Origin of the sequence: Congregibacter brevis (assembly GCF_045689245.1) — a bacterium.
Taxonomy (GTDB): Bacteria; Pseudomonadota; Gammaproteobacteria; order Pseudomonadales; family Halieaceae; genus Congregibacter; species Congregibacter brevis.
Window position 1 is genome coordinate 268,380 of the sequence record NZ_CP136865.1, and the last position, 24,475, is coordinate 292,854.

The 24,475-nt window shown below is 54.5% G+C and carries 22 protein-coding genes; 10 read left to right on the top strand and 12 right to left on the bottom strand.

The genetic code is table 11. The features are described from left to right. Positions 1-9: 9 nt before the first annotated feature. On the bottom strand, positions 10-5,604 hold the full coding sequence (locus R0137_RS01155) for a beta strand repeat-containing protein (RefSeq protein ID WP_407327900.1): 5,595 nt from the start codon (positions 5,602-5,604) through the stop codon (positions 10-12). Positions 5,605-5,892: 288 nt separating this feature from the next. Between R0137_RS01155 and R0137_RS01160 the strand changes: the two genes are divergently transcribed. Then, positions 5,893-7,092, top strand: a complete 1,200-nt coding sequence (locus tag R0137_RS01160; protein ID WP_407327901.1) for a hypothetical protein — start codon at positions 5,893-5,895, stop codon at positions 7,090-7,092. A gap of 51 nt (positions 7,093-7,143) precedes the next feature. Here the strand turns inward: R0137_RS01160 and R0137_RS01165 are convergent, their stop codons facing one another. Beyond that, the gene (locus R0137_RS01165) at positions 7,144-7,698 is read right to left on the bottom strand and encodes a DsrE family protein (protein WP_407327902.1); all 555 of its coding nucleotides are present in this window, start codon (positions 7,696-7,698) and stop codon (positions 7,144-7,146) included. Between the two features lie 408 nt (positions 7,699-8,106). Here R0137_RS01165 and R0137_RS01170 point away from each other — a divergent pair, with 408 nt between their 5' ends. Beyond that, positions 8,107-8,619 (top strand): hypothetical protein, encoded by a 513-nt coding sequence (locus R0137_RS01170; protein ID WP_407327903.1) that lies wholly within the window; start codon positions 8,107-8,109, stop codon positions 8,617-8,619. 32 nt (positions 8,620-8,651) lie between these two features. Here R0137_RS01170 and soxB read toward each other — a convergent pair whose 3' ends face one another. The 8 genes from soxB to soxC form a co-directional block, all read right to left on the bottom strand. Beyond that, positions 8,652-10,415, bottom strand: a complete 1,764-nt coding sequence (gene soxB, locus R0137_RS01175) for a thiosulfohydrolase SoxB (RefSeq protein WP_407327905.1) — start codon at positions 10,413-10,415, stop codon at positions 8,652-8,654. 73 nt (positions 10,416-10,488) lie between these two features. Continuing rightward, positions 10,489-10,800 carry a hypothetical protein gene (locus R0137_RS01180; protein ID WP_407327906.1) on the bottom strand — a complete coding sequence of 104 codons (312 nt, stop codon included), beginning with the start codon at positions 10,798-10,800 and terminating at the stop codon, positions 10,489-10,491. A 13-nt stretch (positions 10,801-10,813) separates the two neighbouring features. Then, positions 10,814-11,662, bottom strand: coding sequence for a sulfur oxidation c-type cytochrome SoxA (soxA, locus tag R0137_RS01185; protein WP_407327907.1), 849 nt, complete (start codon positions 11,660-11,662; stop codon positions 10,814-10,816). A gap of 19 nt (positions 11,663-11,681) precedes the next feature. Further along, entirely contained in the window at positions 11,682-11,993 is a 312-nt protein-coding gene (gene soxZ / locus R0137_RS01190) for a thiosulfate oxidation carrier complex protein SoxZ (RefSeq protein WP_407327908.1), read from the bottom strand. Positions 11,994-12,018: 25 nt separating this feature from the next. Continuing rightward, complete coding sequence (gene soxY, locus R0137_RS01195) at positions 12,019-12,471, bottom strand: thiosulfate oxidation carrier protein SoxY (protein ID WP_407327909.1); 453 nt, start codon at positions 12,469-12,471, stop codon at positions 12,019-12,021. Between the two features lie 21 nt (positions 12,472-12,492). After that, positions 12,493-12,885, bottom strand: coding sequence for a sulfur oxidation c-type cytochrome SoxX (gene soxX, locus R0137_RS01200; protein WP_407327911.1), 393 nt, complete (start codon positions 12,883-12,885; stop codon positions 12,493-12,495). Continuing rightward, positions 12,882-13,832 (bottom strand): c-type cytochrome, encoded by a 951-nt coding sequence (locus R0137_RS01205; RefSeq protein WP_407327913.1) that lies wholly within the window; start codon positions 13,830-13,832, stop codon positions 12,882-12,884. Before R0137_RS01205 ends, soxX begins: the two co-directional genes overlap by 4 nt. Then, a complete protein-coding gene (gene soxC / locus R0137_RS01210) occupies positions 13,816-15,126 on the bottom strand; it encodes a sulfite dehydrogenase (protein WP_407327915.1) in 1,311 nt (436 codons plus the stop codon). Before soxC ends, R0137_RS01205 begins: the two co-directional genes overlap by 17 nt. Before the next feature lie 109 nt (positions 15,127-15,235). On the opposite strand from soxC, the gene R0137_RS01215 reads away from it, so the two are divergent. After that, complete coding sequence (locus R0137_RS01215; protein ID WP_407327917.1) at positions 15,236-15,541, top strand: ArsR/SmtB family transcription factor; 306 nt, start codon at positions 15,236-15,238, stop codon at positions 15,539-15,541. A gap of 177 nt (positions 15,542-15,718) precedes the next feature. Next, a complete protein-coding gene (locus R0137_RS01220) occupies positions 15,719-17,086 on the top strand; it encodes an OmpP1/FadL family transporter (RefSeq protein ID WP_407327918.1) in 1,368 nt (455 codons plus the stop codon). A gap of 236 nt (positions 17,087-17,322) precedes the next feature. On the opposite strand, the gene R0137_RS01225 is transcribed toward R0137_RS01220, so the two are convergent. Further along, on the bottom strand, positions 17,323-18,162 hold the full coding sequence (locus R0137_RS01225; protein WP_407327920.1) for an MBL fold metallo-hydrolase: 840 nt from the start codon (positions 18,160-18,162) through the stop codon (positions 17,323-17,325). A gap of 213 nt (positions 18,163-18,375) precedes the next feature. On the opposite strand from R0137_RS01225, the gene R0137_RS01230 reads away from it, so the two are divergent. The 4 genes from R0137_RS01230 to R0137_RS01245 all read left to right on the top strand — a co-directional run bounded on the left by R0137_RS01230 (position 18,376) and on the right by R0137_RS01245 (position 22,002). Further along, positions 18,376-18,909: a YeeE/YedE thiosulfate transporter family protein gene (locus tag R0137_RS01230; protein ID WP_407327922.1), complete on the top strand. Its 534-nt coding sequence runs from the start codon at positions 18,376-18,378 to the stop codon at positions 18,907-18,909. Beyond that, positions 18,909-19,439 carry a YeeE/YedE thiosulfate transporter family protein gene (locus R0137_RS01235; RefSeq protein ID WP_407327923.1) on the top strand — a complete coding sequence of 177 codons (531 nt, stop codon included), beginning with the start codon at positions 18,909-18,911 and terminating at the stop codon, positions 19,437-19,439. The genes R0137_RS01230 and R0137_RS01235 overlap by 1 nt, the downstream gene beginning before the upstream one ends. A 106-nt stretch (positions 19,440-19,545) precedes the next feature. Then, positions 19,546-21,360 carry a cation:proton antiporter gene (locus R0137_RS01240; protein WP_407327924.1) on the top strand — a complete coding sequence of 605 codons (1,815 nt, stop codon included), beginning with the start codon at positions 19,546-19,548 and terminating at the stop codon, positions 21,358-21,360. A gap of 90 nt (positions 21,361-21,450) precedes the next feature. After that, positions 21,451-22,002: an HNH endonuclease gene (locus R0137_RS01245; protein ID WP_407327926.1), complete on the top strand. Its 552-nt coding sequence runs from the start codon at positions 21,451-21,453 to the stop codon at positions 22,000-22,002. Positions 22,003-22,012: 10 nt separating this feature from the next. On the opposite strand, the gene gcvT is transcribed toward R0137_RS01245, so the two are convergent. Next, positions 22,013-23,125 carry a glycine cleavage system aminomethyltransferase GcvT gene (gene gcvT, locus R0137_RS01250; protein ID WP_407327928.1) on the bottom strand — a complete coding sequence of 371 codons (1,113 nt, stop codon included), beginning with the start codon at positions 23,123-23,125 and terminating at the stop codon, positions 22,013-22,015. A 105-nt stretch (positions 23,126-23,230) separates the two neighbouring features. Between gcvT and R0137_RS01255 the strand changes: the two genes are divergently transcribed. Beyond that, positions 23,231-23,749, top strand: coding sequence for a shikimate kinase (locus R0137_RS01255; RefSeq protein WP_407327930.1), 519 nt, complete (start codon positions 23,231-23,233; stop codon positions 23,747-23,749). Positions 23,750-24,176: 427 nt separating this feature from the next. Beyond that, positions 24,177-24,395 (top strand): PA3496 family putative envelope integrity protein, encoded by a 219-nt coding sequence (locus tag R0137_RS01260; protein WP_407327932.1) that lies wholly within the window; start codon positions 24,177-24,179, stop codon positions 24,393-24,395. Positions 24,396-24,475: the final 80 nt, after the last annotated feature.

Here is a 24,475-nt window from a genome sequence, read left to right on the forward strand (position 1 = left end):
CGGAAAAGCCTATACTCGGGCAGGCGCCAACTTGGGCGAAGCCACGGCCATGAGCATGAGAGCAAGAAGTAGCAACACCCAACGAGGACTCACTGGGACGCTCTGCACTCGGAAGGTTCCAGGCGGCTGTGCAGCACAAGCTGGCGTCGCCGGAGGATAACTCACTGTGGCGGTTCCTGTCGGGTTGAACTCAACCTCGAGTGTCATAGTCGGACGGCGATCATCAGGAACTTCAACCCACTGCCCATCTGTGAACGCCCAACCTGGCCAGCCTGTGCCATTGCCGCTGGCATCCACGCTCGCACCAGGCCACAGCAATCGACCGGATCCAGGCTGATTAACACGCTCTTCAGCGATTCTGGCTCCCGGGGTCACCCATCGAACTGTCACGTTGGGCGCCGATACACCCGCGAAGCCATTAATGCTGTAATCCACATAGGGCACATCGTTGACACATACGGCATTAACGCTAAGTGACAGAAGCGCAGGCGCTATTTCACCGAAATTATAGTTAATACCCGCATCACCGGGACCCAGCGTGATGGCCGAATTTACATCATTGGCATTCACACCAACCGACGAACCGCCCACAGTGCCCACTGCGTCCAAGCCATCTACCCAACCACCGGGCTGGACCTCGGTTACGGTGTAATCGCCGGGAGGCAAATTAGTAAAGCTCCAACTGCCATCCGCAGCTGTGGTTGTCGTTAACGTCACGGGGCCAGTTAGGGTTATTTCTACACCACCAATACCCGACTCATCAGAATCGAAGAAGCCGTCATTGTTCTGATCGAAGTAAACGTTTCCGCTCAAAGAGGCGGGAAGCACCTCTGAGAAATTGTTATCGGGGGAACCGCTGACCTCAGTCGCAGTTCCAGCGTTATCGCCTAGAACAATACCGGTTATTTCACTACTGGTATCCGTGGGATTGGCGGCAGTACCAGCGCTACCAGTGCTCGCGCCAAAGGGAACAATCGTGCCTTCGGTAGTTACACTATTGAAGGTACTGGGGGGCTGCGTTGGCTGACACACCGAGTAAGTCCCTGCGGGCAATTCGTCAAACAGATAGTTGCCCTGAGCGTCCGTGCTGCTTGACTCAAGCAATACCCCACTGCAGCTTCCACCGCTGCGAAGCTCAATGGTATTCCCGGTGATCGGCATGGAGTCACCCGGTATAAAAACACCATTGGGTACCGTCTGCGGATCCAGGAAGACCTTACCGGCGATGTAGCCCAAGGTACTCAGCTTCAAGGGTGCCTCGGTGGGCATGTCGTTAGGCCCCAGGTCAGTTTGCAGGGCGCCAACAGAAATACTGTTCAAATAGTCCCCGGCGTCATTTGCTGTTACGTCAATGGACACAACACAGCCACCCGGTGGAATCACCGTACCGCTATCAATACGCACCGTACTGGCACCAGTCGCCGCGGTGATAATTCCCGTACCTCCGGGGCAGTCTGTTGTGATGTTGCTAGGGGTAGCAACGATCATGGCACCGGGTGTCGCGGGCAAGCTGTCCACCAGATCACTGGTGAGGGTCGCCGCTACGTCGTTGCCGTTCCCGAGAGTCAATCGCAAGGTTGACGATGTGCCCGGTGCAATAACCGGCGGCTCAAAGGTCTTGCCGATGGTTGGTGGTTCGCTCACCACCAACTGGGACTGCGTCCCCGGATCGTTGTCGATACCTTCAAAACTGGTGACATCGCCCACGGGGATTTCATTGGTGTAAACGCCGGGGACGTTACTGAACACATCGGCCGTCACAATACATATCGCATCTGCGTCGCCAGCGGCGCCAAGACTCGCACCGGTGAGAGCTAGAGTTTGGCCGTTAGCTTGCCCCGTCACGACACCATCGGTACAGGTCGTCGCGACATTGGCGGGAATCGCCAGGGTCACTCCATCCGGAAGGGCATCAGTAAACCGAACCTCCGTAAGCGGGATATCGTTGGGGTTCTCAATGCGAATAGTCAAAGGGGCGCTCACACCTGGCAAACGCACCGCTTCACCCGTGGTGAACCCGTTAGGGTCTCCAGCATCAAGGGTCAAATCATCAAAAGCTTTATTAACAACGATACGCTCACGCACCTGCAAAGTGCTGGTAGCCGGAGGATGCGGCACAGGCACTCCGCGAACAGTCAAAGAGTTCTGAGGGATAACGTTGTCGTAGGTGCCCAGGGTCGACGACACTACGTTGACTTCCAGAAAACAGCTGGCTGCCGTAGAGCCCGATGCGGCACCGATAGAGCCGTTACTGATACTCACGCTGGCGGTATCCGGAAAGCTGATCGTCGCCAAGCCACCACAGCTACTGATAGGGTTTGGATCTGCTGCGTTCTCGAGACCTGCCGGGTAACTGTCAGTCAAGGAAAAATCGGTAAGCGCCGCCGCGTTACCATTGAAGAATTCAATCCGTAGACGCGATGGCTCATCCGCCGAGACGACTGCCGGAGTGAACAACTTTGTCACGCCAACTTCACTGGTCGTACTCAGCGTACTCTCGGCAAAGGAAGTGCTGTTCGTCGCTCCTTGATCAGACTCAATTGCGCCTACGGGAATACGGTTAGTAATGGTTCCCACCGACGTGGACGTTACCTGCACTGAAATCGAACAGGCGACCCCTGACAGGATGTTTGCCTCGGACAAACGCACGTTATCGCCGCCCGGAGATGCAGTGACCACACCTCCGGGGCAAGTAGTGCTGGCATTCGGCGCCGGCGCAATCTGCATGCCATTAGCCGTAGCCCCGGCAATTCCTCCCTCAGTGAACCAATCAACTACGGAAACACCCGTCAGATCCTGACTGCCATTAGTAATATCGATGGTCAGCGTCGAAGACTGCCCCGGAACAATCGTTCCTGGATTTATCGATTTCGAAATAAGGGGAACCCCGGGTGGCTCATAGAGCAGCGTAGCGGTTACTGGTGAGGTATTGAGGATGCCGTTATCCGCAGTAATAGCACCCGCAGGAATTTCATTGACCCAGTTACTAGTACCGCTAACTTCCACATCAACGAGGATCGCGCAGCTCGCATTTGGCGCCAATACTGCGTCACTGAGAGATACCGTGGTGCCGCCGCTCGGCGCATCGATCACAGGCGGCCCAGCGCAGTTACTGTATGCCATAGCAGGGCTTGCTATAACCATCCCTGATGGAAGCACATCAGTTGCGGCTATTCCGGTGATAGGCTGAGTACTATCGACATTGGTGAAACGAATTTCCAGTGTACTCGTCCCCCCATCGCTGATGCTGGAGGGCGTAAAGCTCTTGCTAGCCTGCAAGGCGGGCGAATAATTAACCGTCGCGCTATCATCTATGGCAGAACCCAGTGGCGCGAGCGCAGTCACACTACCGTCAGCGTTTGGACGATTACCGTTGGCTTCAGCAGTGTTCGGGTAGCTACCTGCGGGACCCACCACGTCAACTTCGATGGCACATACGCCGGGGTCACTGCCAGAGTAAGCCGGTACAGCAGCATTGTTTAGAGAGACCGAAGTGCTTCCGGCGGTCGCTATTAGCGTGCCGCCACAGCTGTTGCTGACATTAGCCGGTGTCGCGATACGCAGCTGCTGGAACGGGCCGTCTTGGGGCAACGTGTCGCTAAAGACCACATCGGAAAGGGCCTCAGCGGCAAAATTACGTAACTCCAATCGCATGCGAACGGGTACACCCTCGGCCTCTGCCACAACGTCAATGGTGTTGAAGGTCTTCTCAAACTCCACAGGTGAACGCAGGCTAGTAGTGACGGTGTTCGAAGCACCTTGATTACACACCTCACCACCGCCCGGGTTAAAACACACACCCCCTGCATTAATGACGTTAGGTGTATTGGTCGTAGCATCGGGGTCAATCATCACCCAAAAGCTGACGACACATTCCCCGGGAGAGCCGGCTCCTGTTCGAGCCGGGACCGTGGTTATCGTAAAATCGATAGATGTATCGCCTTGCGCTGCGCCGTTAGTGCTCAACCCACAGGCAGAAGACGGTTCGAATGCTCCACCGGTTAACAGGCTTGATCCGTTTTGTAGTGTGTCGGCAAGGCTGACGTTACTTAGCACTGAACTCGAGAAGTTCTGAACAGTGACTTGATACTCCACCGCCTCGCCCGGCGCCGCGTTAGAGGGTGTCCGTGCTTTAAGGACGCGTAAGCGGTCGGCAACAATGACGGTAGCGGAGCGCTCCTGACTGATGATATCCGGCTGCCCGGTTATTGAAACAGCCCCTTGCAAGATACTGTTGGTATAAGTCACGGGTGTGTCGGGATCGGTATTCACCGCGGTGTAATCTACGGTGATCGCGCAGCTGCCATTTGCTGGAATAGCAAATCCGCCCACAGAAAAGCCCTGTCCGCCGCCTTCCAAGCTCGCACTGCCGCCGGCACAGCTGTTCGCAATTGCTCCTGTGCTAGCGATCGTCACGTTCGCGGAGTTGGGCGTTCCGATGGGATTGTCCGTAAAGTTGCTTACCGGCAGAGCGGCGCCGCTGTTATTACTGAGCGTCACCGTAAACTGCCCCGTCGTCCCACTGGCAAGTACCGAGGGGTTAAAGTTTTTGTTGATTGCCAACGGCGACCGCACTCGCGTAGAAGCCGAAGCATTCTGTGCCGGCATAACGCCCTGCAGGCTTGAGAAGGACGATGCTTCGATGACGTTCGAGGGCGTTACCTGGTATTCACCATCTGTCTGTCGGGCCCGAACCTCCACCTCGACGGTACAACTGCCGCCGGCCGCCACGGTGACGCCGCTGATTGCCACCTGAGCTGCCGCGCCCTGGGTTAGAACCACTGTTCCTCCCCCGGCGACACAGGTACCCGTAGCAGGAGCACCCGTGGGCTCTATAACTGCGCCATTACCATTAATAACGGCATCTGGTAGACCGCTGTTGGGGAACATGTCAGTAAGGGCGACATCGTCGAGACCAACGTTACTGTCGGGATTATTGATCGTGATCGTCAGGGTTCGAGTATTGCCACCCAACACCAGAATGTTGTCACTGCTAAACGCTTTACTCACCGTCGGTCGCTCCACCGCCCGTACGGTAATGGCCTGGGGCCCACCGGTAGCGTTGACGCCTTGATCAGCGTTAACGGCACCCGCCGCCACCTCCAGGTTGAGTGTTGTGCTGGAGCCATCAGTCGAGAAGGCTCTGGTGGATAAGTCCACGTAGCACTCGCCAGAGCCGGCAACGCCATCAATTCGCGCCGGAATGTCAACGCCGCTTATCACTATGGACGAAGATCCTGGCGTGACGGTGAGCGTACCGGTGCCACAGCTGCCGTTGAGCGCCGAGGTACCTTCGCCAATGACCAGCCCCGCAGTACCGAAGGTTTGGAAAGCGCCGTTAAAAGATACGCCGGTGATAGGGTTGACGATGGAGTTGTTGCTCAGAGTTACTCGTAAGCTAGTCAGCTCCCCGGGAAAGACTGTAGTTGAGTTCGGCGCAACTGGACCGGTGTTAACCGTAACGTTGAAATCAGGGTTTTGAGACCAGGCAAGACAACTTGCGAGTAGCGCGGATATGCAGACGCCCACTTGCAGTAGACGGCGAAAAATACCCCAAACAGGCTCGATGTTAGGTACAAGGCCTTCGTGTTTCTTGCTGCGCATATTTTTGCCCGGTTTGTGATGTCGCCACAGGTCAACAAGCAATCCAATCAAGCTCTGCTCATTGGACAGCGCACCATCTGCATTCCATTTCTAGTTTTATAATCTAATTAAGCCATGTTAGCGGCGTTAACTTAAGTACCTTTAGCAAGATATGAGACATAAAGCACACTTATCGGCAAAATCTCAGAAATTTATGGTTTTTGTGCGCAATTTTAAAGATTTTGTATTTTTGGGGGCTGGTACACTGTCGGTCAGAACCCTGTGCAGAGCGAGCTTCGAAATAATTCCGTGACCTTTCAGCGCCTATTCCTCACGACAATGGCATTTGTTGTCGGCAGCGTTGTCACCGCCCTGATACTCAAGCCCGAGTTGCGCGGATGGTTTATTGTGGAAAAAGCTCGGGCTAACGCCGCGCTTTACGCCCCTAGAGACTGGAACCGAGTCACTGCTTCAAAGCTCAATATATCGGTGTTCGCCTTCAGCGACCGCAATCGCAACGGTCTTTATGACACCACCGACAAGCCGCTGAACAGAATCGCCGTGCGTTTAACGCGGCCCGATGGCAGCACGCGAATAGAGCGTTCCAACATTAATGGATTCGCGAATTTCAGCATGCAGAGAGATGGCGCCGATGCCGATATCTCTCAGCTCAGCGAAGCTTATGAGTTTGAGTTACTACCTCCCCCGGGTTGGGACATTACCACCAACAATGCCGTCCAAAGCTCCAGCTTCCGGGCAGTTCGCGGCGCCATCAGCGGCATCGGAGCGGATACACCCCCAAAAGTTGTTGGCCTTGCGCCTGCTCCAAAACTAAGAGGTCGTGCTTCAGTGTTATCCGGCATTGTGAAAGCGGAATCTGACCGAGGTGCCAAGCTCAACTCATCGGTGGATGACAGCGGTCACTTCGCCTTTACTCTTGCCCCGGGAAAATGGAGCATCTCGCAAGATGAGCAAGAGAGTTCCCGCCAAGTCGACGTAGGCTATGCCCCGATAATCCTAGGAACTACCGTATCAGCGGCCTCGGATCGATCTATACCGAAGAGGGCAATCACGGTCGGCTTTGATGACATTGACCGGTCGCCTATTGAGAAAATCGCCTCGGGTTACGCAGGCCTCGCCTGGGACTATCTGCTGGCCGTGGACAATCAGTTCTACAAAGGACCGGGCTACGTTAATGGACTTATGAGCGGTTCCAAGGTTGCCTATAACAGCTCCGGTCACCCCGTAAGCATTTCCGCATTGCGAGCAGATGAGAGTTTCGACTTTGTAGGCGGATACTTCTCGGTCGCCTGGCACAATGCGGAAGGCGAAACACTACACATCAAAGCCTGGCGGGATACTGAACTAGTAGCCGAGGATAAGCTGACGCTCAGCCATCTGACACCAGTTTACTTTCAGGCGGACTACCTGGACATCACCAGACTGCAGCTTGAAACCGAACACTACTGGCAGTTCGTGGTGGATGACCTGCGGTTTGCCCTCCCTTGAAGCCGCAGGCCCTTAACAGCTAAAGCCGCAGACGCGTGACAACCAAAGTCGCTAGAAGGGAACGAGCGTGTAGCCTTCTTGCTGCAGGCGCACGTGGGCCGTCATTGCCGAGAGAGACATGGTGACCGTGGGACTAAACTCCTCGGGCGCCATGCCACGGAAAGCAGCAGTCTGGCTGCAAAGGTAGATAGGTACTTCCGCGGCATGCAATTCTTTGAGCAACGCTGTGTTTGGGTTCGGCTCATTGTAACGAGCCTGATAGGCCTCATCGGTCAGAAGATCTTTAGCAGCTTTTCCGTGGACAATAAGAGCAAAATCAATGTTCTCTGCGGGTATGCCATTTCGCGCGTGCATGTTCAGGAAGCGCGCCGCTGAAATCAGATGCCGGTTTTGATCCTCCGGAAAATCGGGAGTGGTGTACATGTCCATCGAGACTTTGTAGTGCACATCAGGATCGAGATTGTAGGAACCGGGCGGAGGCATCATCACGGGGCCAAAACTTGGAACAATCGGGCCCACCTCAGGCTCTGCAGCCCATACCGAACTGCCGATCATAAATAGTACTGTAACAACGGGTACAGCCATATTTCGTAACACTTTTCGCATCCGGATCTCCTGACAGGTTTCACTAAGACTGACGTTTACAGGCGGCTGACACCGAGCATCGCCCTATACGTACAATCACTTCAAACAAAGAGTATCTGCCATGTTTCTGTTGAAAACCAGCGCCTTGCGACTCGGGATTCCAACACTGTTTTCGTGTATATCTGCCGCACTCGGAGTGCGCCAAAATAGCGGCAGAAATCATTCGGCTGGAGGAGTAAAATCCCACGCTTTCCGATGACACTATCGCACCAGGACTACCCGCCTGTTAAAGCACAGCGCTCCCAATGTGGTCGGAGAAGAAATCGACGGAGCAGACCATTTTTTTCGTGATCTCTATGCCGACGAACTCGTGGAGATCGCGATAGACTTTATAAACAGCAATCCTTAATCAAGGTCGCGGTAATGATCATGAAAAAGCGCAGCCGTATCACCAAACAATGGACCATCCTAGGGAAGTCTTTGATACTGACGGCAGTAATGCTTGCAGGGGCTCAATCCTCGGCGCAGCTGCTATCGACCCCAGAAGTCGTTGGGTCTTCTTGGGTGTACAAGACACCGGGGCTTTATCACAACGTTCGCGAGGATCTCGTGCAAGCCATTCAGGATGAGGGCCTTGTGATCTCCTACACCGCGCATCTGGCGAGCATGCTCACTCGTACAGCAGAGGCCACCGGCGCGAAAGTACAGGTTTATGAAAATGCCGAATCACTGCTGTTTTGTAGTGCTGAACTGACCTATGAGTTAACGCTGAACAATCCCCATAACATCACACTCTGCCCCTACAGCATCTCCATCTACACGCTCTTAACTGATCTCGACAATGTATATCTAAGCATCAGAGCACCGGAGTTGGAGCAAGCTGACTATGCCGCCGTGCACCAGCTCCTCGAGCAAATTATAGCTGCGACACTTACCTGGTAACGACCTTGGTAACTTACCTTGTAAAAAGGGACTTAACCCAAACCGCCCCGATAATCCGCAAGCCCCGGGTTCTTAGCAACGTTCATCAATTTGGGTGATTCCAGGCGCTCGATACGCACAGTCTTTTCAGCCCGCAGATGTCTTGCTACCACTTCCCAGACCGGTTCCCCTGTTGACTGAGAGCCCACCGTAGCCCAGCCAGCGACCTTATAGGACTTGTTGTCTTGCATGCGCCGGCCATCTGCCAGTGTCATAGCAGACGCTCGGGCTCCCACCGCAGCCAGTGGATCCAATCGATAATTAAAACCACCGGTGCGCACCATATCGCCACCCTGCTGGTAGTAAGGGTCTGCGTTAAAGAGGTTGTCAGCGACACTTTCCAGTATGTTCCGCAGCTCCGCACCACTCATCTCCCGGACATAGGTCTCCGGGTAGGTCATGCAGGTTTGATCGAGAAGCCGATCCATGGTGATCGCTTCGCCGGGCATAACTGTTGTTCCCCAACGGAAACCCGGTGATAGAGCAATCTGTGCATCCAACTCCTGCCGCATGGCATCGACAATAAGCTGATCGAAACTGCCGTTGAAATTCCCCCGGCGATACAACAAAGAGTCGGCTACGGCTAACTCCTCGTCCAGCACCTCGCGGTGGGGCGCCCGTACCGCGTCGATATGCGCCTGCATCGCTGCGTTTGGCGCCAACAACTCGGAAAACACCGGAAGCAATTTGTAGCGATAAGCGCTAACTCCATCGTTCCCAAACTCCAAATCAAGAACAGCAACAAACTTACCGTTGCTACCGGCATTGGTAACGACCGTTTTGCCTCCGCTGTTTTCGACCTCTATGGGCCGAGGCATCCCATCGTGTGTGTGTCCACCGAGAATGAAGTCAATACCTGACACCCGACTTGCCAGCTTCAGATCAACGTCCATGCCGTTATGAGAGAGCAAAATCACTGCATCAGGTTTCTCCGTAGCGCGAATGCTAGAAACGAGCTGACTCAACTCCTCGTCACGGATACCAAAAGTCCAATTGGGAATAAACCGTTTAGGATTAGCGATAGGCGTATAGGGGAACGCCTGGCCTATCACCGCAACACGGTGATCTTTCATCTCGCGGATCGTATAGGGCTTAAACACATGACCCGTGTCCTCGTCATAGACCGGTACACCATCAAACAACGCGTCTTCCGTAGCGTAAGTGTTGTGCGCCAGAAACTCGCCATTGAATGCCTCAATGTTCTCGAGAATCTCGTCCTCTCTATAAGTGAACTCCCAATGCCCGGTCATAATGTCCACACCAAGAAGATTCGTGGCCTCGACCATATCTCGACCGCGGGTCCAAAGAGCGGTTCCCGAGCCCTGCCAGGTATCACCACCATCGAGAAGCAAGCTGCTACCGTCGGCGACTTCCCCGCGTAGTTGATCAACCAGGGTTTTCAGATGCGCAAAACCACCAACCCGGCCAAATTTTTCCGCGGCCTGTACAAAGTCGAGATAAGTAAAAGCGTGCGCATCACGGGGCGAAGCATCGCCCAACTCTTTGAGCAGATTGCGGCCCACCACGTGGGGCCAACGTCCCAGAGCATCACCTAGTCCGATGTTTACATTGGGTTCTCGAAAATAGATGGGGTTAAGCTGCGCATGACAGTCAGTCATGTGCAGGATTCGTGCGCTGCCAAATGCTTTCAGATCGTATAGCGCACGTGCGCTGGCTTGGGCACTGCCGAAATAGGCTCCAGTGCCAGCAACGGCAGCGCCTTGAAGCAGTAATTGAATGAATTCTCGCCGGTTCACGGGCAACTCCTTACTGGATCATAAGACGGCACGTCGACGTGGCGTCGACTCAGGTCCCGATTCAATTGCAGCCTTAGCGGCCTACTACTCGAGTTTGCCAGGCACTCTTTTCGTCTTCGGCCTGCTTCAGTGATTGCTGGGCTACGAGCAGCGCTCTATCCGCCAATGCCTGCGCCTGACCTCCATTACCCGCGTCCATCGCCGCTCTCGCCTCGGCAATCAGTGGCTCGGTCACTGACCAGCCATGCTCTAACGCCAGCGCTTGCCGATGAAGCTCGCTCGCCCGATCAAGGGTTGTCGCCGGGTCCGCAAGCGCTGTTGCTGTAAACAGCACAAGTGGTAGTACAGGAGGCGCTTTCATCGCTTTTTCCATTATTTTATTCATAGTCGTCTCTGCACTATTTTCGCGACGCCGGACCATTGAGCGTCATGCCATTGCTCATATAGGTCAGGAAATATTCCAGATTGCGATAGGAGTCGCTCTGAGCTTCCAGAGGTACGGCGCGCACCTGCGAATTGCACTCGATAAATCGCTTGTGCAACGGGCCCACCTCTTTCCATTTGAGGCGATATACCGGCCAGTGCGTCGCATGGCCCAGCGCCGCACTCAGGCGTTCGGCTCGAAGCGCATTGCCCGCCATAGAGACATGACAACTACTACACGCAAAATTCAGCTGTCCACGTCGGGTATAAAAGAACTCCTTCCCATCGTTGTATGCCGCTTGAGCTCTAGGATCTTCGGGAACCTCGATAGCAAACTGTTGACCCCGAGATTCATAAGCTATGAAAGCCATAAGAGAGCTCATCTCAGGACCCAAATAATCCCAGGGCTCATCACCCGCCGCACTGCGACAACTGTTTATGCGTTGCTCCAGCGTTTCGACCTCGCCACTTTCGGGATCAAAGCGAGGAAACCGGTGCTTTACCGCTGGTGCATTCTCACCGAGACAATCCGCATAGCTGCCACCGTCGGCAAGAGGTTCGTCGTAGCGATCAGCGCCATCATCAATGGCGATTTCGTAGGGCGGGAAGTCTTCCATCTCCAACCACTGCTCACGCTTATCTGCATCAAGGGCGTAGGCTCCGTCGACGTGGGCGTCGAGTTCGACGTCAGGAAAGCGTTGCTCGTAGAAAGCCCGCAAAGCATTGCGGTCTTCCTCAGGACCAGCAGTAGCCGCGGCGCTAATCGCGAACAGAAGTGCGGTGAAAACTCGATGGCTAGTGCTAGGGCTGCGGCTATCGAACATAAATAGCTTCCTCGCTGTCTTACAGAGTGAGTTCACCGGAAGAGGTATTGCCCTGGTTGTCCGTCCAGGTCACCTTGATGACGTCTCCTTCCTTCGCATCGCTTACCACGAAGCCAAAGTAAGGATCCTTGGAAACCGAAGCACCCCAATCAGCAGTGATAAAAACTTCGCCATTCTTGGTACAGGTCACTGTTTCGATGTAGTGCGCGGGAATTTTATTGCCATCAAGATCTTTGCGAACGCCGGTCTCCATCGGATGGGGCATAAGGCATTTCACCGAAGCGGTATCACCTTTCAGGCGGCCACGAATTTTGATTGGTTTTACATCCATGATCTTCTCTCCATTCTGTGCTCGATTAACCGCCACATCCGCCGAGGGTTACCTTGACGTTTTTGGTAGCGACGTAAAGTGCATCGGCAGTTTCGATAACTGCGCGCACATCGGAGCTCTCGCCCATTTTTATCCGAGTTTTAAACTCGGGCACTGCACCGGGCATGAAATGGAACCGCGCGGACAGCGGATTGGGATTGGCATCAACCAAGAGGGCGATAGACTGCACGCCTTCCATATCTGTGCTTACGGTTACAGGAACGATGGATCCATCTTCGGCAATATCCGGGACCTTAAACTCAAAGCTGTCAGTTTCGGTCAACGGCTTATCTCCAAACAAAACCTTCAAAGCATCATCGGACTTAACAGCCTCAAAGGCCTCCTTGTTACGAGCAAAAACGCGTAACGGTACGGTCGCTAGTGCCGCGAAAGCCAGAACAGCCTGACCAAAGCGACGTCGTGTCAATGTTCCCTGCATGGGAGACTCCTGTTTTCTTATCTATAGTGAATGAATGTAATCGACCACGAGATCCAGCTCGCGTTCGGTAAGAATGCCGTGAGCACCATAGGGAGGCATTACGGTATTGGGATTTCGGGTTCGAGGATCCGCGATCTGGGCTTTAAGTACTTCTCGCTCAGGGAAACGCAGCTGCATTTGCATCAGTGGAGGACCTCCATTGCCGGTCATCTCGGCACCGTCCGCCATGTGGCATGAATAGCAGTTCCCACGGTTGCGATCCGCCGCTATCTCGCGTCCCTCGGTCATAGCGGCTTCATCCGAAGCCCGTCCACTGAGACCATGGAGCATCGCGGAGATACCAAGCAGAGAAACGAGAACAAACCCCATTGGTTTGGACTGTGTTTTTTGCATGCTCATGAGCAAATCCTTCATTGGCTCTGCTCCACAATATAGTCCACTGCCAGATTCACCTCACTGTCCGCAAGATTCACGAAGCCACCTTTGGGCGGCATGATTCCGTCTTCGCCGGTGTAGCCTTCGATGGCATGGCGGTAAAGGGTTTCGACACCCTGCTCGATACGCCCCGCCCATGCAGTGCTATCGCCTAGCATCGGTGCACCACCAATACCCTCTGCATGACACAGTGCACAGTGACGCTCGTAAACGCCTCCACCTGTCACAGTAGTAACAACACCGTCTTCTTGCCCAGAGACCTGACTGTACAAGGCATCCGGACCGCCTTCGGGGACATAGGCCGCCGCCTCTGAGGCAACCTTCACCGAGGCTGGATCTTTGCACCGCTTCATACACCTTTTATTGCGAGTATCGGGACGTTGATCCGGGATGAAGTTGTCTTCGTTAGGTAAGTGAACGTCGGCGAGATTGTCCTTGGTTAGCGCAAAGTCGTAGTCGACGATGTCATTAAGATAAAGGACATAGGCGGTAATCGCGTAAACCTCGTCGTCGCTGAGAGATTCAGGCTGAGTAAATGGCATGGCCCGATGAATGTAATCCCAAAGGGTACTCGTGTAGCGCCAGTAACTGCCCACGGTTTTCTTAGGCCTGGGGTCCGTCAAGCTGCCATCACCACCGGCCAGCGCCGGGTAGCCGCTCACGCTTTCACCAAAAGATCCGTGGCACAGGGCGCACTTTTCTTCGTAGAGCCACTCTCCATCTTCAACCGACCCTTCACCAGGAGGCAAGCCCTTACCGTCGGGGCGCACATCAATATCCCAACCAGCGATCTGCTCAGCGCTCGCAGGGCTTCCATAACCATAACGATCGCTATCGTCAGCTCTTAGCGATGGTGCAACGGCGATACTCGCAAGCACGCCAAAAACTATACCGACTACCGGAATCGAATTATGCAAGTTGGGCATTGACCACACTCCCATCACCGTTGAGCTTCCAGGTGTGAATAGCATTCTTGTGATAAATCGATGACGAGCCTCGTGCGTCCCGCAATTGACGATAAGTCGGCTGTACGTAGCCCGTCTCGTCCACAGCCCGACTTTGCAGCAAGGCGGGGTTTCCATTCCAATCCCACTCGATCCCAAACCGAGTCAGCGCTCGCGGCTCCACAACACTCGTAAAGCGGGCTTCGCGCCAGCTCACGCCGCCATCGAAGGACACGTCCACGTGTTTGATACGACCGCGACCGGACCAAGCGAGCCCTTCCACCCACAGCTTGCCGGGCTTCGTTAGTGGCCTCTCGGGGCATGGGTTGGTCAGTACAGAGTTGGCCTCCTGTACGAAGGTAAATTCACGAGCTTCCCCGCTGGGGAGTAAGTCGGTGTACTTGGATGTTTCTTCGCGGTGATACCAGGGTTGATCGCCAACTTCCAAACGCCGCAGCCATTTCACGCAAGTGTTGCCCTCCCAGCCGGGATTGATCAATCGGACCGGGTAGCCTTGCTCAGGCCGCAGTGCTTCGCCGTTCTGGGCATAAACGATCAGTGCGTCGTCCAGGGCTTTTTCCATGGGGATGCTGCGACTCATATGCGAGCCATCACTGCCCTCAGCGAGAATCCACTTGGCGCCTTTTTGCACCCCACACTCCTGAAGCAATGTAGAGAGCAGAACACCAGTCCATTCGCAGCAGGAAAGCATCCCATGGGAAAACTGCAGTCGATCCATCTGTGCGGCGCGCCACTCCATGCCACCGTTTGCTGGACATTCAAGAAACCGGATCATGCTTACCGACGGAAATCGCATGAGATCTTCCATGCTGAAGATCAATGGGCGATCCACCATTCCGTGGATCATCAAACGATGCTGGTTGGGATCAACCTCAGGCAATCCCGCGTGATAGCGCTCAAAAACGACGCCGCTCGGCGTGATGATGCCATTCAGATCGGCCAGAGGGGTGAAACTCACGGACGCAATCTTATCGGCCGTCAGCCACTCCACGGTACGTCGCTGCACATGTGCCTCATGATGTGACGGCATGCCGTAGGGGTTAGTGTTCACCGCTGAACCTAGACTGCGCGTCCACGACGGTGTTCCCGGTGGCATGGCCTGCGCACCCACTCCGGCGCCCGCGCTCGCCAAACCAGCGCCGCCCAGCAATGCGAGACCGTTCTTTAGAAAGTCCCGTCTCTCAGAACCTTTCAGCTTCTCCCTGGACTCGGCAATCTCACGGACCAGTTGATCCAGCTGCAGTTGTTTTTGCATTATGGCTCCCTTCTTATTAGTTACTGTAAGCCAGACAGTAGTAGACTCAGATTCGCCCACACATGCGTTAATATATTATAAATTTCTTATATAACAAACCCGGAATATTATGGACCTCGAAAAAATGCACAGTTCAGCCTCCGATGTCAGTGATCTGCTGAAGCTATTGGGGCACCCGGACAGACTGATGGTTCTTTGTCAGCTGAAGTTCGGCGAGCAGTCCGTGGGGGAGCTATCTCGCAATCTCGGCGTAAAACAATCGCCGCTTTCCCAACACCTTGCGCGCATGCGCCATGAAGGCGTTGTAGCCAGCCGACGTGACGCGCAGACCATGTACTACTCCATCACCGATGAAAAAATCGCTCAGGTTATCGGTGTGCTTTACGACCTGTATTGCGCGGACGACGAGGACTAGAACCCTCCCCGCAAGCCCTCATCACCGCACCTCAAAGACTACTCGGGCTCTAGTAGACCGCAAATATTCGTTTACACCGAGCTAAAATCACAATATCTTAATATTCGAATGTAGCGAGACACTCTCCATGTCTGCGCTGCGGGGGACAATAACGATAAAACGAAAAAGGAACGAACCATGCGAGTAAATACGCTATTCGCGAGCGGCGCCATCGCAACCGCACTCTTCATTTCCGGCAACGCCGCAGCGACGAACGGGTACTTCACCCATGGCATTGGCACACACAACAAAGCTCAGGCCGGCGCAGGAACGGCGTCACCGGAGCAGGCCATTGATGCCGCTAACAACATTGCCGCTGGGGTGTTAGTGGGCGATCGATTGGACTTGGGTATCGCTATATTCTCGCCTCGGCGGAGCTACAACACCTCCGATAGCCAGCTAAACGGTCAGTTCGGATCCTTCACAGTCAATGCAGATAACGTCGAAAGTGGTAGCGAGTATTTTCCCATCCCCTACGCGGCAAAGAGCTGGGCACTGGAGAACGATCGAGCGATCAGCCTCCTGTTCTACGGCCGTGGCGGCATGAACACAGACTACAAGGACGGTAGCGCAACCTTCGACCCCGATGGTCCTGGGCCAGCTCCCGTGATGACCTTGCCCGGATCCTTTGGTACGGGCAACACAGGCGTAAATCTTAACCAAGCCTTTCTCGAGCTGGGCTACAGCTTTAAGTCCGGCGACTTTGCCTTCGGTATCGGCCCGGTTATTGCGATGCAAGCCTTTGAAATCGAGGGTGTTTCCGCGTTTGGAGGCTTCACTAAAACTTTTGCGGCCAGTGGCGGAACACAGCCGCCCACAGGACTTAGCAATAACGGTACTGACTACTCCCTCGGCTATGGCGTAAAGGCCGGGATCATTTGGGACGCCACGGAATCTCTGAATTTCGCGGTCTCTTATCAGTCGCGCATGGAAATGCAGGAGTTTGACGACTACTCGGACCTCTTTGCCAAAGGGGGATCTTTTGATATTCCTGCGGTTGGCAGAGTAGGTATGAGCTGGCAGGCAACAGAGCGGTTAAAGCTTCATCTGGATATCGAGCACGCGCAATACGGCGAAATCGAATCTATCGCTACACCGTTGCAGCGCATATTCGAATGTCCCACCGCGGGCCAAGGCGGCACCAATGTCGAGGCGTGCTTTGGCGGTAATCAGGGCGCAGGCTTTGGCTGGAGTGATGTCACCACGTATAAGATCGGTGGCAGCTATGTCCGCGGCGACTCGCCCTTCACCTACCGCTTTGGCTACAACTACAGTGAACAACCTATCGATGAGTCAGCAGTAGTTTTGAACGTCCTCGCGCCAGCCACCGTTGAGCAGCATTTCACTTTCGGCGTTTCCCGCAAGACCCAGGGCGGCAATGAGTTCAATGTCGCATTTATGTATGCACCGGAGAACACAGTTACCGGGACCAATGCCTTTGATCCTACCCAGACCGTTGATTTGACGATGGATCAGTTTGAAATCGAGTTCTCTTGGAGTTGGTAAGGTTTTAGACCGTGTCGTTTAGGCTGGGTCTTTTGGGACAGACGGACAGCTAAGACTAGTTACTTCACTCGCTGAGTGGGGGGACGCTCGTTGCGTAAATAGTCTCAGCTGTCCTTCGTGTCAGGCAGCAGACGCCTCGCAAAGAGCAGGCAAGCTTGACCGATTTGCGAAGTAAGCGTCACCCCCTCTAGCGCACGCAGCGATTCGGGCCAGCTTGCCGTGCTCCATGCGTAGCGCTACCAAAGCTTCTCTTCCATCTGCCTAAACAACCGCCCTGCATTCTTCCGGGCAAGCTCATCAAAGGTATCCAGCTCGCTATAAGCTGACTGGTCGATGTCGTAGGCATCACTCAGATCACCATCTTCGTCGAGGATGCGCTCTATCTCGTCCCGCAGGAACTCCAGGTACCCTTGGGTGAAGTAACGAATGGTGTCGATGTCCGTAGGTCCGCCGTGCCCGGGTATGACAATCGCTGGCTTAAGGTCTGCCATAACATCAAAGGACTCTATCCAGGCGTCCACATCTGAGTCGGGGAAAATACCCAATAGGCGTTCATGAAACGCAATATCACCCGCTATCAGTATTCGCTGCTCGGGCAGCCACACCGATAAATCACCGGGCGAGTGAGCAGCGCCAAAGCGTATCAGTTCAACTCTCAGGCCGGGGAGTTCAAGTAGATAGCGGTCATCGACGGCGATACCGGGTACCACCACCCGTGCATCATCGACAAGTGGTCCCATACGCTCCCGCATCTGCGCGAGGGAGTTCTGCCCATGAGCCTGTATCTCCTCAATCGCTTCCCGTTGAGCAATGATCGGGACGCCCAGATCACTCCAATAGCTGTTTCCAAGAAATGCGTGGCCCTGGCCATTTTCATTGATGACGTAGCGCACAGGCTTGCTGGTTAGCTCGCGGATGGCGTCGTGTAATGCAGCGGCGAGGAGCGCATTGTCACCCCCATTAACCACCATGACACCGCCCTCAGCAATGATGAAAGAGAGGTTGTTATTGTGCCCAAAGTTTTCTCGCGACGGCGCAGCCGTGGCACCAATCGCTGAATAGACCGATTCACTCACCTGCGTAATCACAAGCTCCGGCTGTGAGACCCTATCGTCCGAGGCCCACAAAGTGCATCCCATCGCGGAAGTCACCGCGAAAAGACTAAAACGCCAAGTAGTTTTTACCGATTGTTTAGTCAATCTCATAAATAGTCGATTTACTTAATATAATAATTTGCTAATATTCTACCGCGCTACATCGACAACGATAAAATAATCAGGGAGAGCGTTGTGAACAAAGACTTCATTATTTCGTGGAAAGCCGCCGGGATTTCTCTGGGGTTACTCCTGGTTATCGCAACGGCTTTAGTCAAGCCTCTGGGTGTGTCTACGCAGTTCGTGGTCACTGATGGCATGGTTGCCCATCAGGTCGCACCAGCGTTTGCTGAGTCAAACACCTATCTTTCCAAATATGGAGAGCAGGATAACTGGGGCGTTGGCTACGGCTGGATGCTTGTCTTTGGCATGGTTGTGGGCGGAGGCGTCACCGCTGCATTACTGCGACGACGTCAACCAGACGCAGATAAGGGCTCAATGCCAGAACTTTGGACAGCGGCTTTTGGTCCCTCTCAGGCGAAACGCTATGTCGCCTCATTTGTCGGAGGCGTCTTGTTATTGTTTGGAGCAAGGCTCGCAGGGGGCTGCACCAGTGGCCATATGATTAGTGGCATATCCCAGCTCGCACTCAGCTCCTTCATCTTCGGTGTCATCACCTTTGTTTCCGCCATTCTCATGGCCAAATTCCTTTACCGCGGGAGAGCGTGATGAGTACTTTGATCATTGGCTTTCTGATTGGCTGCGCCTTCGGAACCATTTTGTATCTGGGCGGGGCGACGAGCTACCGCCGTATCTTGGGGACGCTGTTGCTAAAAGACATGTGGATCATCAAGCTCATGATGACCGCCATCGGTGTTGGCTCACTGGGAATTTATCTTCTTGATATGGGCGGCCTTGCCAACATGTCGATTAAACCTGCTTACCTGTGGGGTATAGCCGCAGGAGGCGCTATCTTCGGGATTGGTTGGGCCGTCGCAGGATACTGTCCCGGTACCTGCGTGGTGGGCAGTGCAGAGGGCAAAAAAGACGCTATCTTCACGTTGCTGGGCGCGCTCGCTGGCGCTTTCCTATTTTCGCTGGCTTTCCCCTATCTGGAATCAACGCTCATTCAACCTGCAAACTTTGGCGCCGTCACGCTGGAATCGCTGCTGGGAATCAACGGTATCTATATTGCCGTGCCCTTTAGTATCGCCCTGCTGTTTCTGGCATTTTTCGTCCTGAAAGACCGCTACGACTGAAACACCAATAGCGCTGGATTGTCTCTTCAATCTGGCGCTTTGCTTTCCATCGCATGGTGATCACAGTAGGCTGATGCGCTGTTGCAACAGCGAGCTTTAGTCTCTTATGGATCAATCTGTTCTCTACACCATGGCTGCCGTGCTGGTTCTCGGCGTAGGCGCTCAATGGTTAGCTTGGCGGCTAAAACTGCCGTCGATTCTGCCGCTGCTTGCACTAGGCATTCTCGCAGGCCCCGCCACAGGCATTCTTGATCCCGACGAAATGTTCGGGCCTATCCTGTTTCCCATGGTTTCTCTGGGTGTCGCGCTGGTTCTCTTTGAAGGCGGCATGACACTGCGCTTTAGAGATATCCGAGGGCACGGCGCGGTGGTCACGAATCTCGTGAGCTGGGGCGCGGTCCTCAACTGGTTGTTAATTGCTGCGGGAGCACACTATCTGGCGGGACTCTCGGGTGACATCGCCATGTTGTTTGCGGCGCTCATGATTGTCACGGGACCCACGGTCATTAATCCGCTACTGCGCACGATGCGCGCAGAAAATAGTGTCAGCCAGGTGTTGCGCTGGGAAGGCATCATGATTGATCCCGTGGGTGCTCTCATCGCGGTACTTGTGTTTCAGTATCTGCTCACGGGTCAAAACTCGCTCTTGCTCTTTGCAGAAAGTGTCGCCACGGGCACCATATTGGGATTGGCCGGCGCGGCGACTCTGGGCGTAGTGCTTAAGCGCCACTGGGTGCCGGAATACCTTCTCAATGTGTTGACGCTTGCCTGGGTCGTAATGATTTTTGCGGTCAGCGATGCCTTTGTCCACGAATCAGGTCTCCTCGCCGTCACTATTATGGGTGTCTGGTTGGGCAATATGCGCAACGTGTCAGTGAATGAGATTCTCAGTTTCAAGGAGAGTCTCTCAGTACTGATCATCTCTATGCTCTTTGTCGTCCTGGGTGCGCGCGTAGACCCTGCAGAGATCTTCGCCACGGGATGGCAAGGCGTTATCATTTTGTTGGTAATTCTGGCTGCACGACCCTTGGTCGTTTGGTTATCGACCATACGCAGCGGTTATCGCTGGCAACAGAAGGCTTTGATTGCATGGGTCGCTCCCCGTGGCATCGTCGCAGCAGCGGTGTCGTCACTCTTTGCAATTCGTCTAGAAGACTCCGGACATGAGGGCGCCTCCACATTGGTTGCCCTTACATTCCTGGTGATTCTCGCGACCGTAATTCTGCAGAGCTTTACCGCGCGACGAATCACCGCTGCTCTAGGACTCGCTGAAGCCGAACCCCACGGAATGCTCTTTGTCGGCGCGAACAGTGTTGCCCGAGCTCTGGCAAAGGCACTTCAAGAACAGGGTTACCGGGTGAAACTTGCCGACACGTCCTATGAGGAAATTCGCGCCGCGCGTATGGCGGGGCTAGAGGTCTACTACGGGGATCCTGTTTCGTCTCATGCCGACCAATATCTGGAACTCTCGGGCATTGGCCGTCTGTTCGCCGTCAGTCGCCGCTCCCGGTGGAATACCCTCGCCTGTATGAAGTTTCGCAGCGAGTTTGGCCCCCAACGTGTTTTCAGTCTTCGAAACAGCGAAGATCGCAAAGACACAGAGCGCTCGCGTATTGCGGATGAATACGCCCCTCCCCGGCTTTTCTCTGCTGATGTGACCTTCGAGAAACTCGCGAGCCTTCTAGCAGGCGGTGCAGAGATGAAGACCATTCGCCTGGGAGAGGATTTCAGCCTGGAAGACTACAAGCGCGAGAGCGGCGCAAAGTTGATACCGTTATTCACCCTCGGCGAAAAACAAAAGCTCCGAGTTATTGATGATCCTGAGTCCCTTGCTGAGCAATCCGGTACCCAGCGGCTTATCGCATTGGTTTGGAAAAACCCCGAGAAATCCGCGCCAGAAGATACTGTTGAAAGTGCGTAGCCAAATTAGTCCTTGAGGCAATTTCACTCGGGGATTGTTTGCGCCTTCCGATTGCAGTAGCTTAGGGGAGACCCCTACGAGTAGGAGCGCATGCAAGCGATCCTCAAGCTGGACCTAGCAGGACAACCCCGCGGTTGGCTGTCACTGCATGAAGCAATATCAGCCTATGCCCGAGGCGACGTTGTCTACGGCATTGGGGACGTACTACCTCCGGTGTTTGGGGGCGTTCAACGACTCTCCGGCCAGCGCTCCCGTATCGACCTCCAGCCCATCATTGCCCTGCAAGGGCGCATCGTTCAGGGCTTTACCCCACCGCTATGCAATCGCACGCTGTTTCGAAGGGATGATCATCGCTGTTTATATTGCGGAACCCAGTACAGCCGATCCGAGCTAACCAGAGATCACGTTCTACCCGTATCTCGCGGCGGGAAAGATCGTTGGGAAAATGTTGTTGCGGCCTGCAAACGCTGCAACTGGCAAAAAGACAATCACACCCCGGAAGAAGCGAGCATGCCGCTACTGGCTATTCCCTTTCGACCGAACACTTACGAGTGGCATTACCTGGCCAAAGATCGAATTCTGGCAGACCAGATGCAGTACCTGTCTCAGCAGTTCAAGGCACCCCGCGACTGGGCGCACTGATCAGCCGGGCTTAGCCTCGGTAGTAACGCTGAGGCACCACCGGTAACTTGCACACCACCACCGGTAAGGCTTTACCACGCACATCAACACTGAGTTCTGTATCGAGGGCTGTGTAAGCACTGTCCACAAACGCCATGGCAATCGGCGCATCTACCGTCGCAGCGTAGGCGCCGGAAGTTACGACACCCACCACATCTCCAGACGCATTCAGCACGTCCTGACCTTCGCGAACCGGCCGTTTTCCAAGCACGCGCATGCCGACTCGGGCGCGCGACGTCCCCTCGCTCAATTCCAGAGCTATGCGTTCAGATCCGGGATAACCCCCTGCGCGCGCACCACCGGGGCGACGAGATTTACTAATAGACCAATTCAACTTAGCTTCGATAGGCGAAATCGACGGAGAAAGTTCATGACCATAAAGGCACAAGCCAGACTCAAGACGCAGAGAGTCACGGGCCCCCAAGCCAATAGCCGCGACATCACTATGATCTAAAAGTCTGCGCGCAATAGCCTCGGCGTGCTCCCCAGCAACGGATAACTCATAGCCGTCCTCCCCTGTGTATCCCGAGCAGGTTACATATAGGGGTATCCCGTCCAACTCACAATGAAGCCCCTGCAGGAACACAAGATCTGCAACTTCGGGTATCAAGCTCCCTAACACCGCTCTGGCCTTAGGCCCCTGTAAAGCGAGCAATCCTTGCCCATCGAACTCTCGCAGAGACTGTCCCGGGAGCAGCTGAGACTCAATCCACGCACGATCCTCGGTCTTACAGGACGCATTGACCACTAAGAAAAACTGTTCAGGTCCCCAGCGGGTAATAATCAAATCGTCACGCACACCGCCCTCATCATTTGTGAGTAGCGCATAGCTCTGACGGTGTTCCCCCAGTGCTTCAAGGTCCACCGGCACCAGCGACTCGAGAGTCGCAGTGATTTCCGGCCCCTCCAGAATGAACTGTCCCATGTGTGACACATCAAACAAACCTGCGAGCTCTCGCGTATGCCTATGTTCAGCAATAATCCCATCGCTGTACTGCACGGGCATGTCGTAGCCGGCAAAAGGCACCATTCGCGCACCCAGTTCGCGGTGTAGTGCATCCAAAGGAGTGTGATTCAGGCTCATTCCAGTTTCCTTAGTCAGACAGGGGCCGAACTTTAGCATGCAGGCAAAGAGCATTGAGCCTTTGCCAGAAGTCAGGATAATGCAGGTCGGCAAAAAGGAAAGATCATGAGTAATATCCGCACACAGTTCCAAACCATCAGTTTGATTGGCATGCCGGGCGTCGGAAAAAGTACCGTAGGTGTGATTCTGGCAAAGCTTATCGGATTGGAATTTACTGACACCGACTTGTCTATTCAGGCACGCGAGGGTCGGACCCTACAGCAAATCATCGACACTGACGGACACCTGCGGCTCCGAGACATCGAGGAGCAGGTGCTGGTGAGCGAGCCCGTCGAAGGGCGAGTCCTGGCGACGGGCGGCAGTGTGATTTACAGTGAAGCGATCATGGAGCGACTGCGCGCTGCGGGTCCCGTGGTGTATCTGCGTGCTGATGTCGCCACGCTGGTTCAGCGTGTATCGGCTAACCCTGATCGTGGGATTGCCAGCGGTGCAGATCAAACCTTCGAAGACATTTACAACGAGCGCACCCCCCTCTATGAGCGATTCGCGACACACAGTGTGGATGCCGTTGGTGGCAGTGCTGACGCTGTGGCTTCGCTGATTGTGCAGGAACTCTATTCCTAAGAGCCCGCTATACGCTGGGCTGTGCGCGAACACGTTCGCGATACGCGGGCTGTCGCGTCCGAAATTCTGGTAAAACCGTCCCACGCTCAATACAAGCATCCAAACCCGCAGTTTTTGGCGCGAATCGGCAAGATTCGCGCGAATAACTGCTGGCATAAGCTTTGCAATAAGCTTTCTGCGCCTCTACGGGGACGCAAGACGAGGCTCCCGGACACGCGGCCTGCGGGCTAAGCACAGGGATGTGCAGCGTGATTTCATGAATGAAAACCGGGATCGCCCGTCAACTTTTACGCCAATTTTTCCGTCAAAACAGTGCTTATTGATCGTAATTTTTCATGTAAATCAGGCATCTAAACTGATTGACTCGCCTCGGTAGCTGCCGGATATTGGGAAACGTTGATGGCCCGTAATCATCAGGAGGTGGTTTGTGGGGGATCGCAATCAGGAACCCGTCGCTGACGGTATGGACGAAATGTTCGAGCCTGTGATCGGAGATTTTTCGGAAGAGGCCTATGAAGGCCTGAGTACAGAAACCTCGGATAAGCACCAACTGGCGGAAAAGCGCCGGCGTGCAGAGCAGAGAATCGAGGAGCTCAGGCTTCGCGAAGAGCTCGGCGATTACGACCTGGAGTTCGACGACTACTGAGCCAGCGCCCAGCGCTGTATTTGGTAATCGTTACCTCGCTCCGCGGTATTCACGCGCGGCCTAGAGTGCTATCGCACAAA

Coding starts and splice junctions, on each gene's coding strand:
- R0137_RS01215 (WP_407327917.1), top strand. CDS start 15,236: ATGGACCTCGAAAAAATGCACAGTTCAGCCTCCGATGTCAGTGATCTG.
- R0137_RS01220 (WP_407327918.1), top strand. CDS start 15,719: ATGCGAGTAAATACGCTATTCGCGAGCGGCGCCATCGCAACCGCACTC.
- gcvT (WP_407327928.1), bottom strand. CDS start 23,125: ATGAGCCTGAATCACACTCCTTTGGATGCACTACACCGCGAACTGGGT.
- R0137_RS01235 (WP_407327923.1), top strand. CDS start 18,909: ATGAGTACTTTGATCATTGGCTTTCTGATTGGCTGCGCCTTCGGAACC.
- soxY (WP_407327909.1), bottom strand. CDS start 12,471: ATGCAGGGAACATTGACACGACGTCGCTTTGGTCAGGCTGTTCTGGCT.
- R0137_RS01245 (WP_407327926.1), top strand. CDS start 21,451: ATGCAAGCGATCCTCAAGCTGGACCTAGCAGGACAACCCCGCGGTTGG.
- R0137_RS01180 (WP_407327906.1), bottom strand. CDS start 10,800: ATGAATAAAATAATGGAAAAAGCGATGAAAGCGCCTCCTGTACTACCA.
- soxZ (WP_407327908.1), bottom strand. CDS start 11,993: ATGGATGTAAAACCAATCAAAATTCGTGGCCGCCTGAAAGGTGATACC.
- soxX (WP_407327911.1), bottom strand. CDS start 12,885: ATGAAGGATTTGCTCATGAGCATGCAAAAAACACAGTCCAAACCAATG.
- soxA (WP_407327907.1), bottom strand. CDS start 11,662: ATGTTCGATAGCCGCAGCCCTAGCACTAGCCATCGAGTTTTCACCGCA.
- R0137_RS01165 (WP_407327902.1), bottom strand. CDS start 7,698: ATGCGAAAAGTGTTACGAAATATGGCTGTACCCGTTGTTACAGTACTA.
- R0137_RS01155 (WP_407327900.1), bottom strand. CDS start 5,604: ATGCGCAGCAAGAAACACGAAGGCCTTGTACCTAACATCGAGCCTGTT.
- R0137_RS01205 (WP_407327913.1), bottom strand. CDS start 13,832: ATGCCCAACTTGCATAATTCGATTCCGGTAGTCGGTATAGTTTTTGGC.
- soxC (WP_407327915.1), bottom strand. CDS start 15,126: ATGCAAAAACAACTGCAGCTGGATCAACTGGTCCGTGAGATTGCCGAG.
- R0137_RS01240 (WP_407327924.1), top strand. CDS start 19,546: ATGGATCAATCTGTTCTCTACACCATGGCTGCCGTGCTGGTTCTCGGC.
- R0137_RS01170 (WP_407327903.1), top strand. CDS start 8,107: ATGAAAAAGCGCAGCCGTATCACCAAACAATGGACCATCCTAGGGAAG.
- R0137_RS01255 (WP_407327930.1), top strand. CDS start 23,231: ATGAGTAATATCCGCACACAGTTCCAAACCATCAGTTTGATTGGCATG.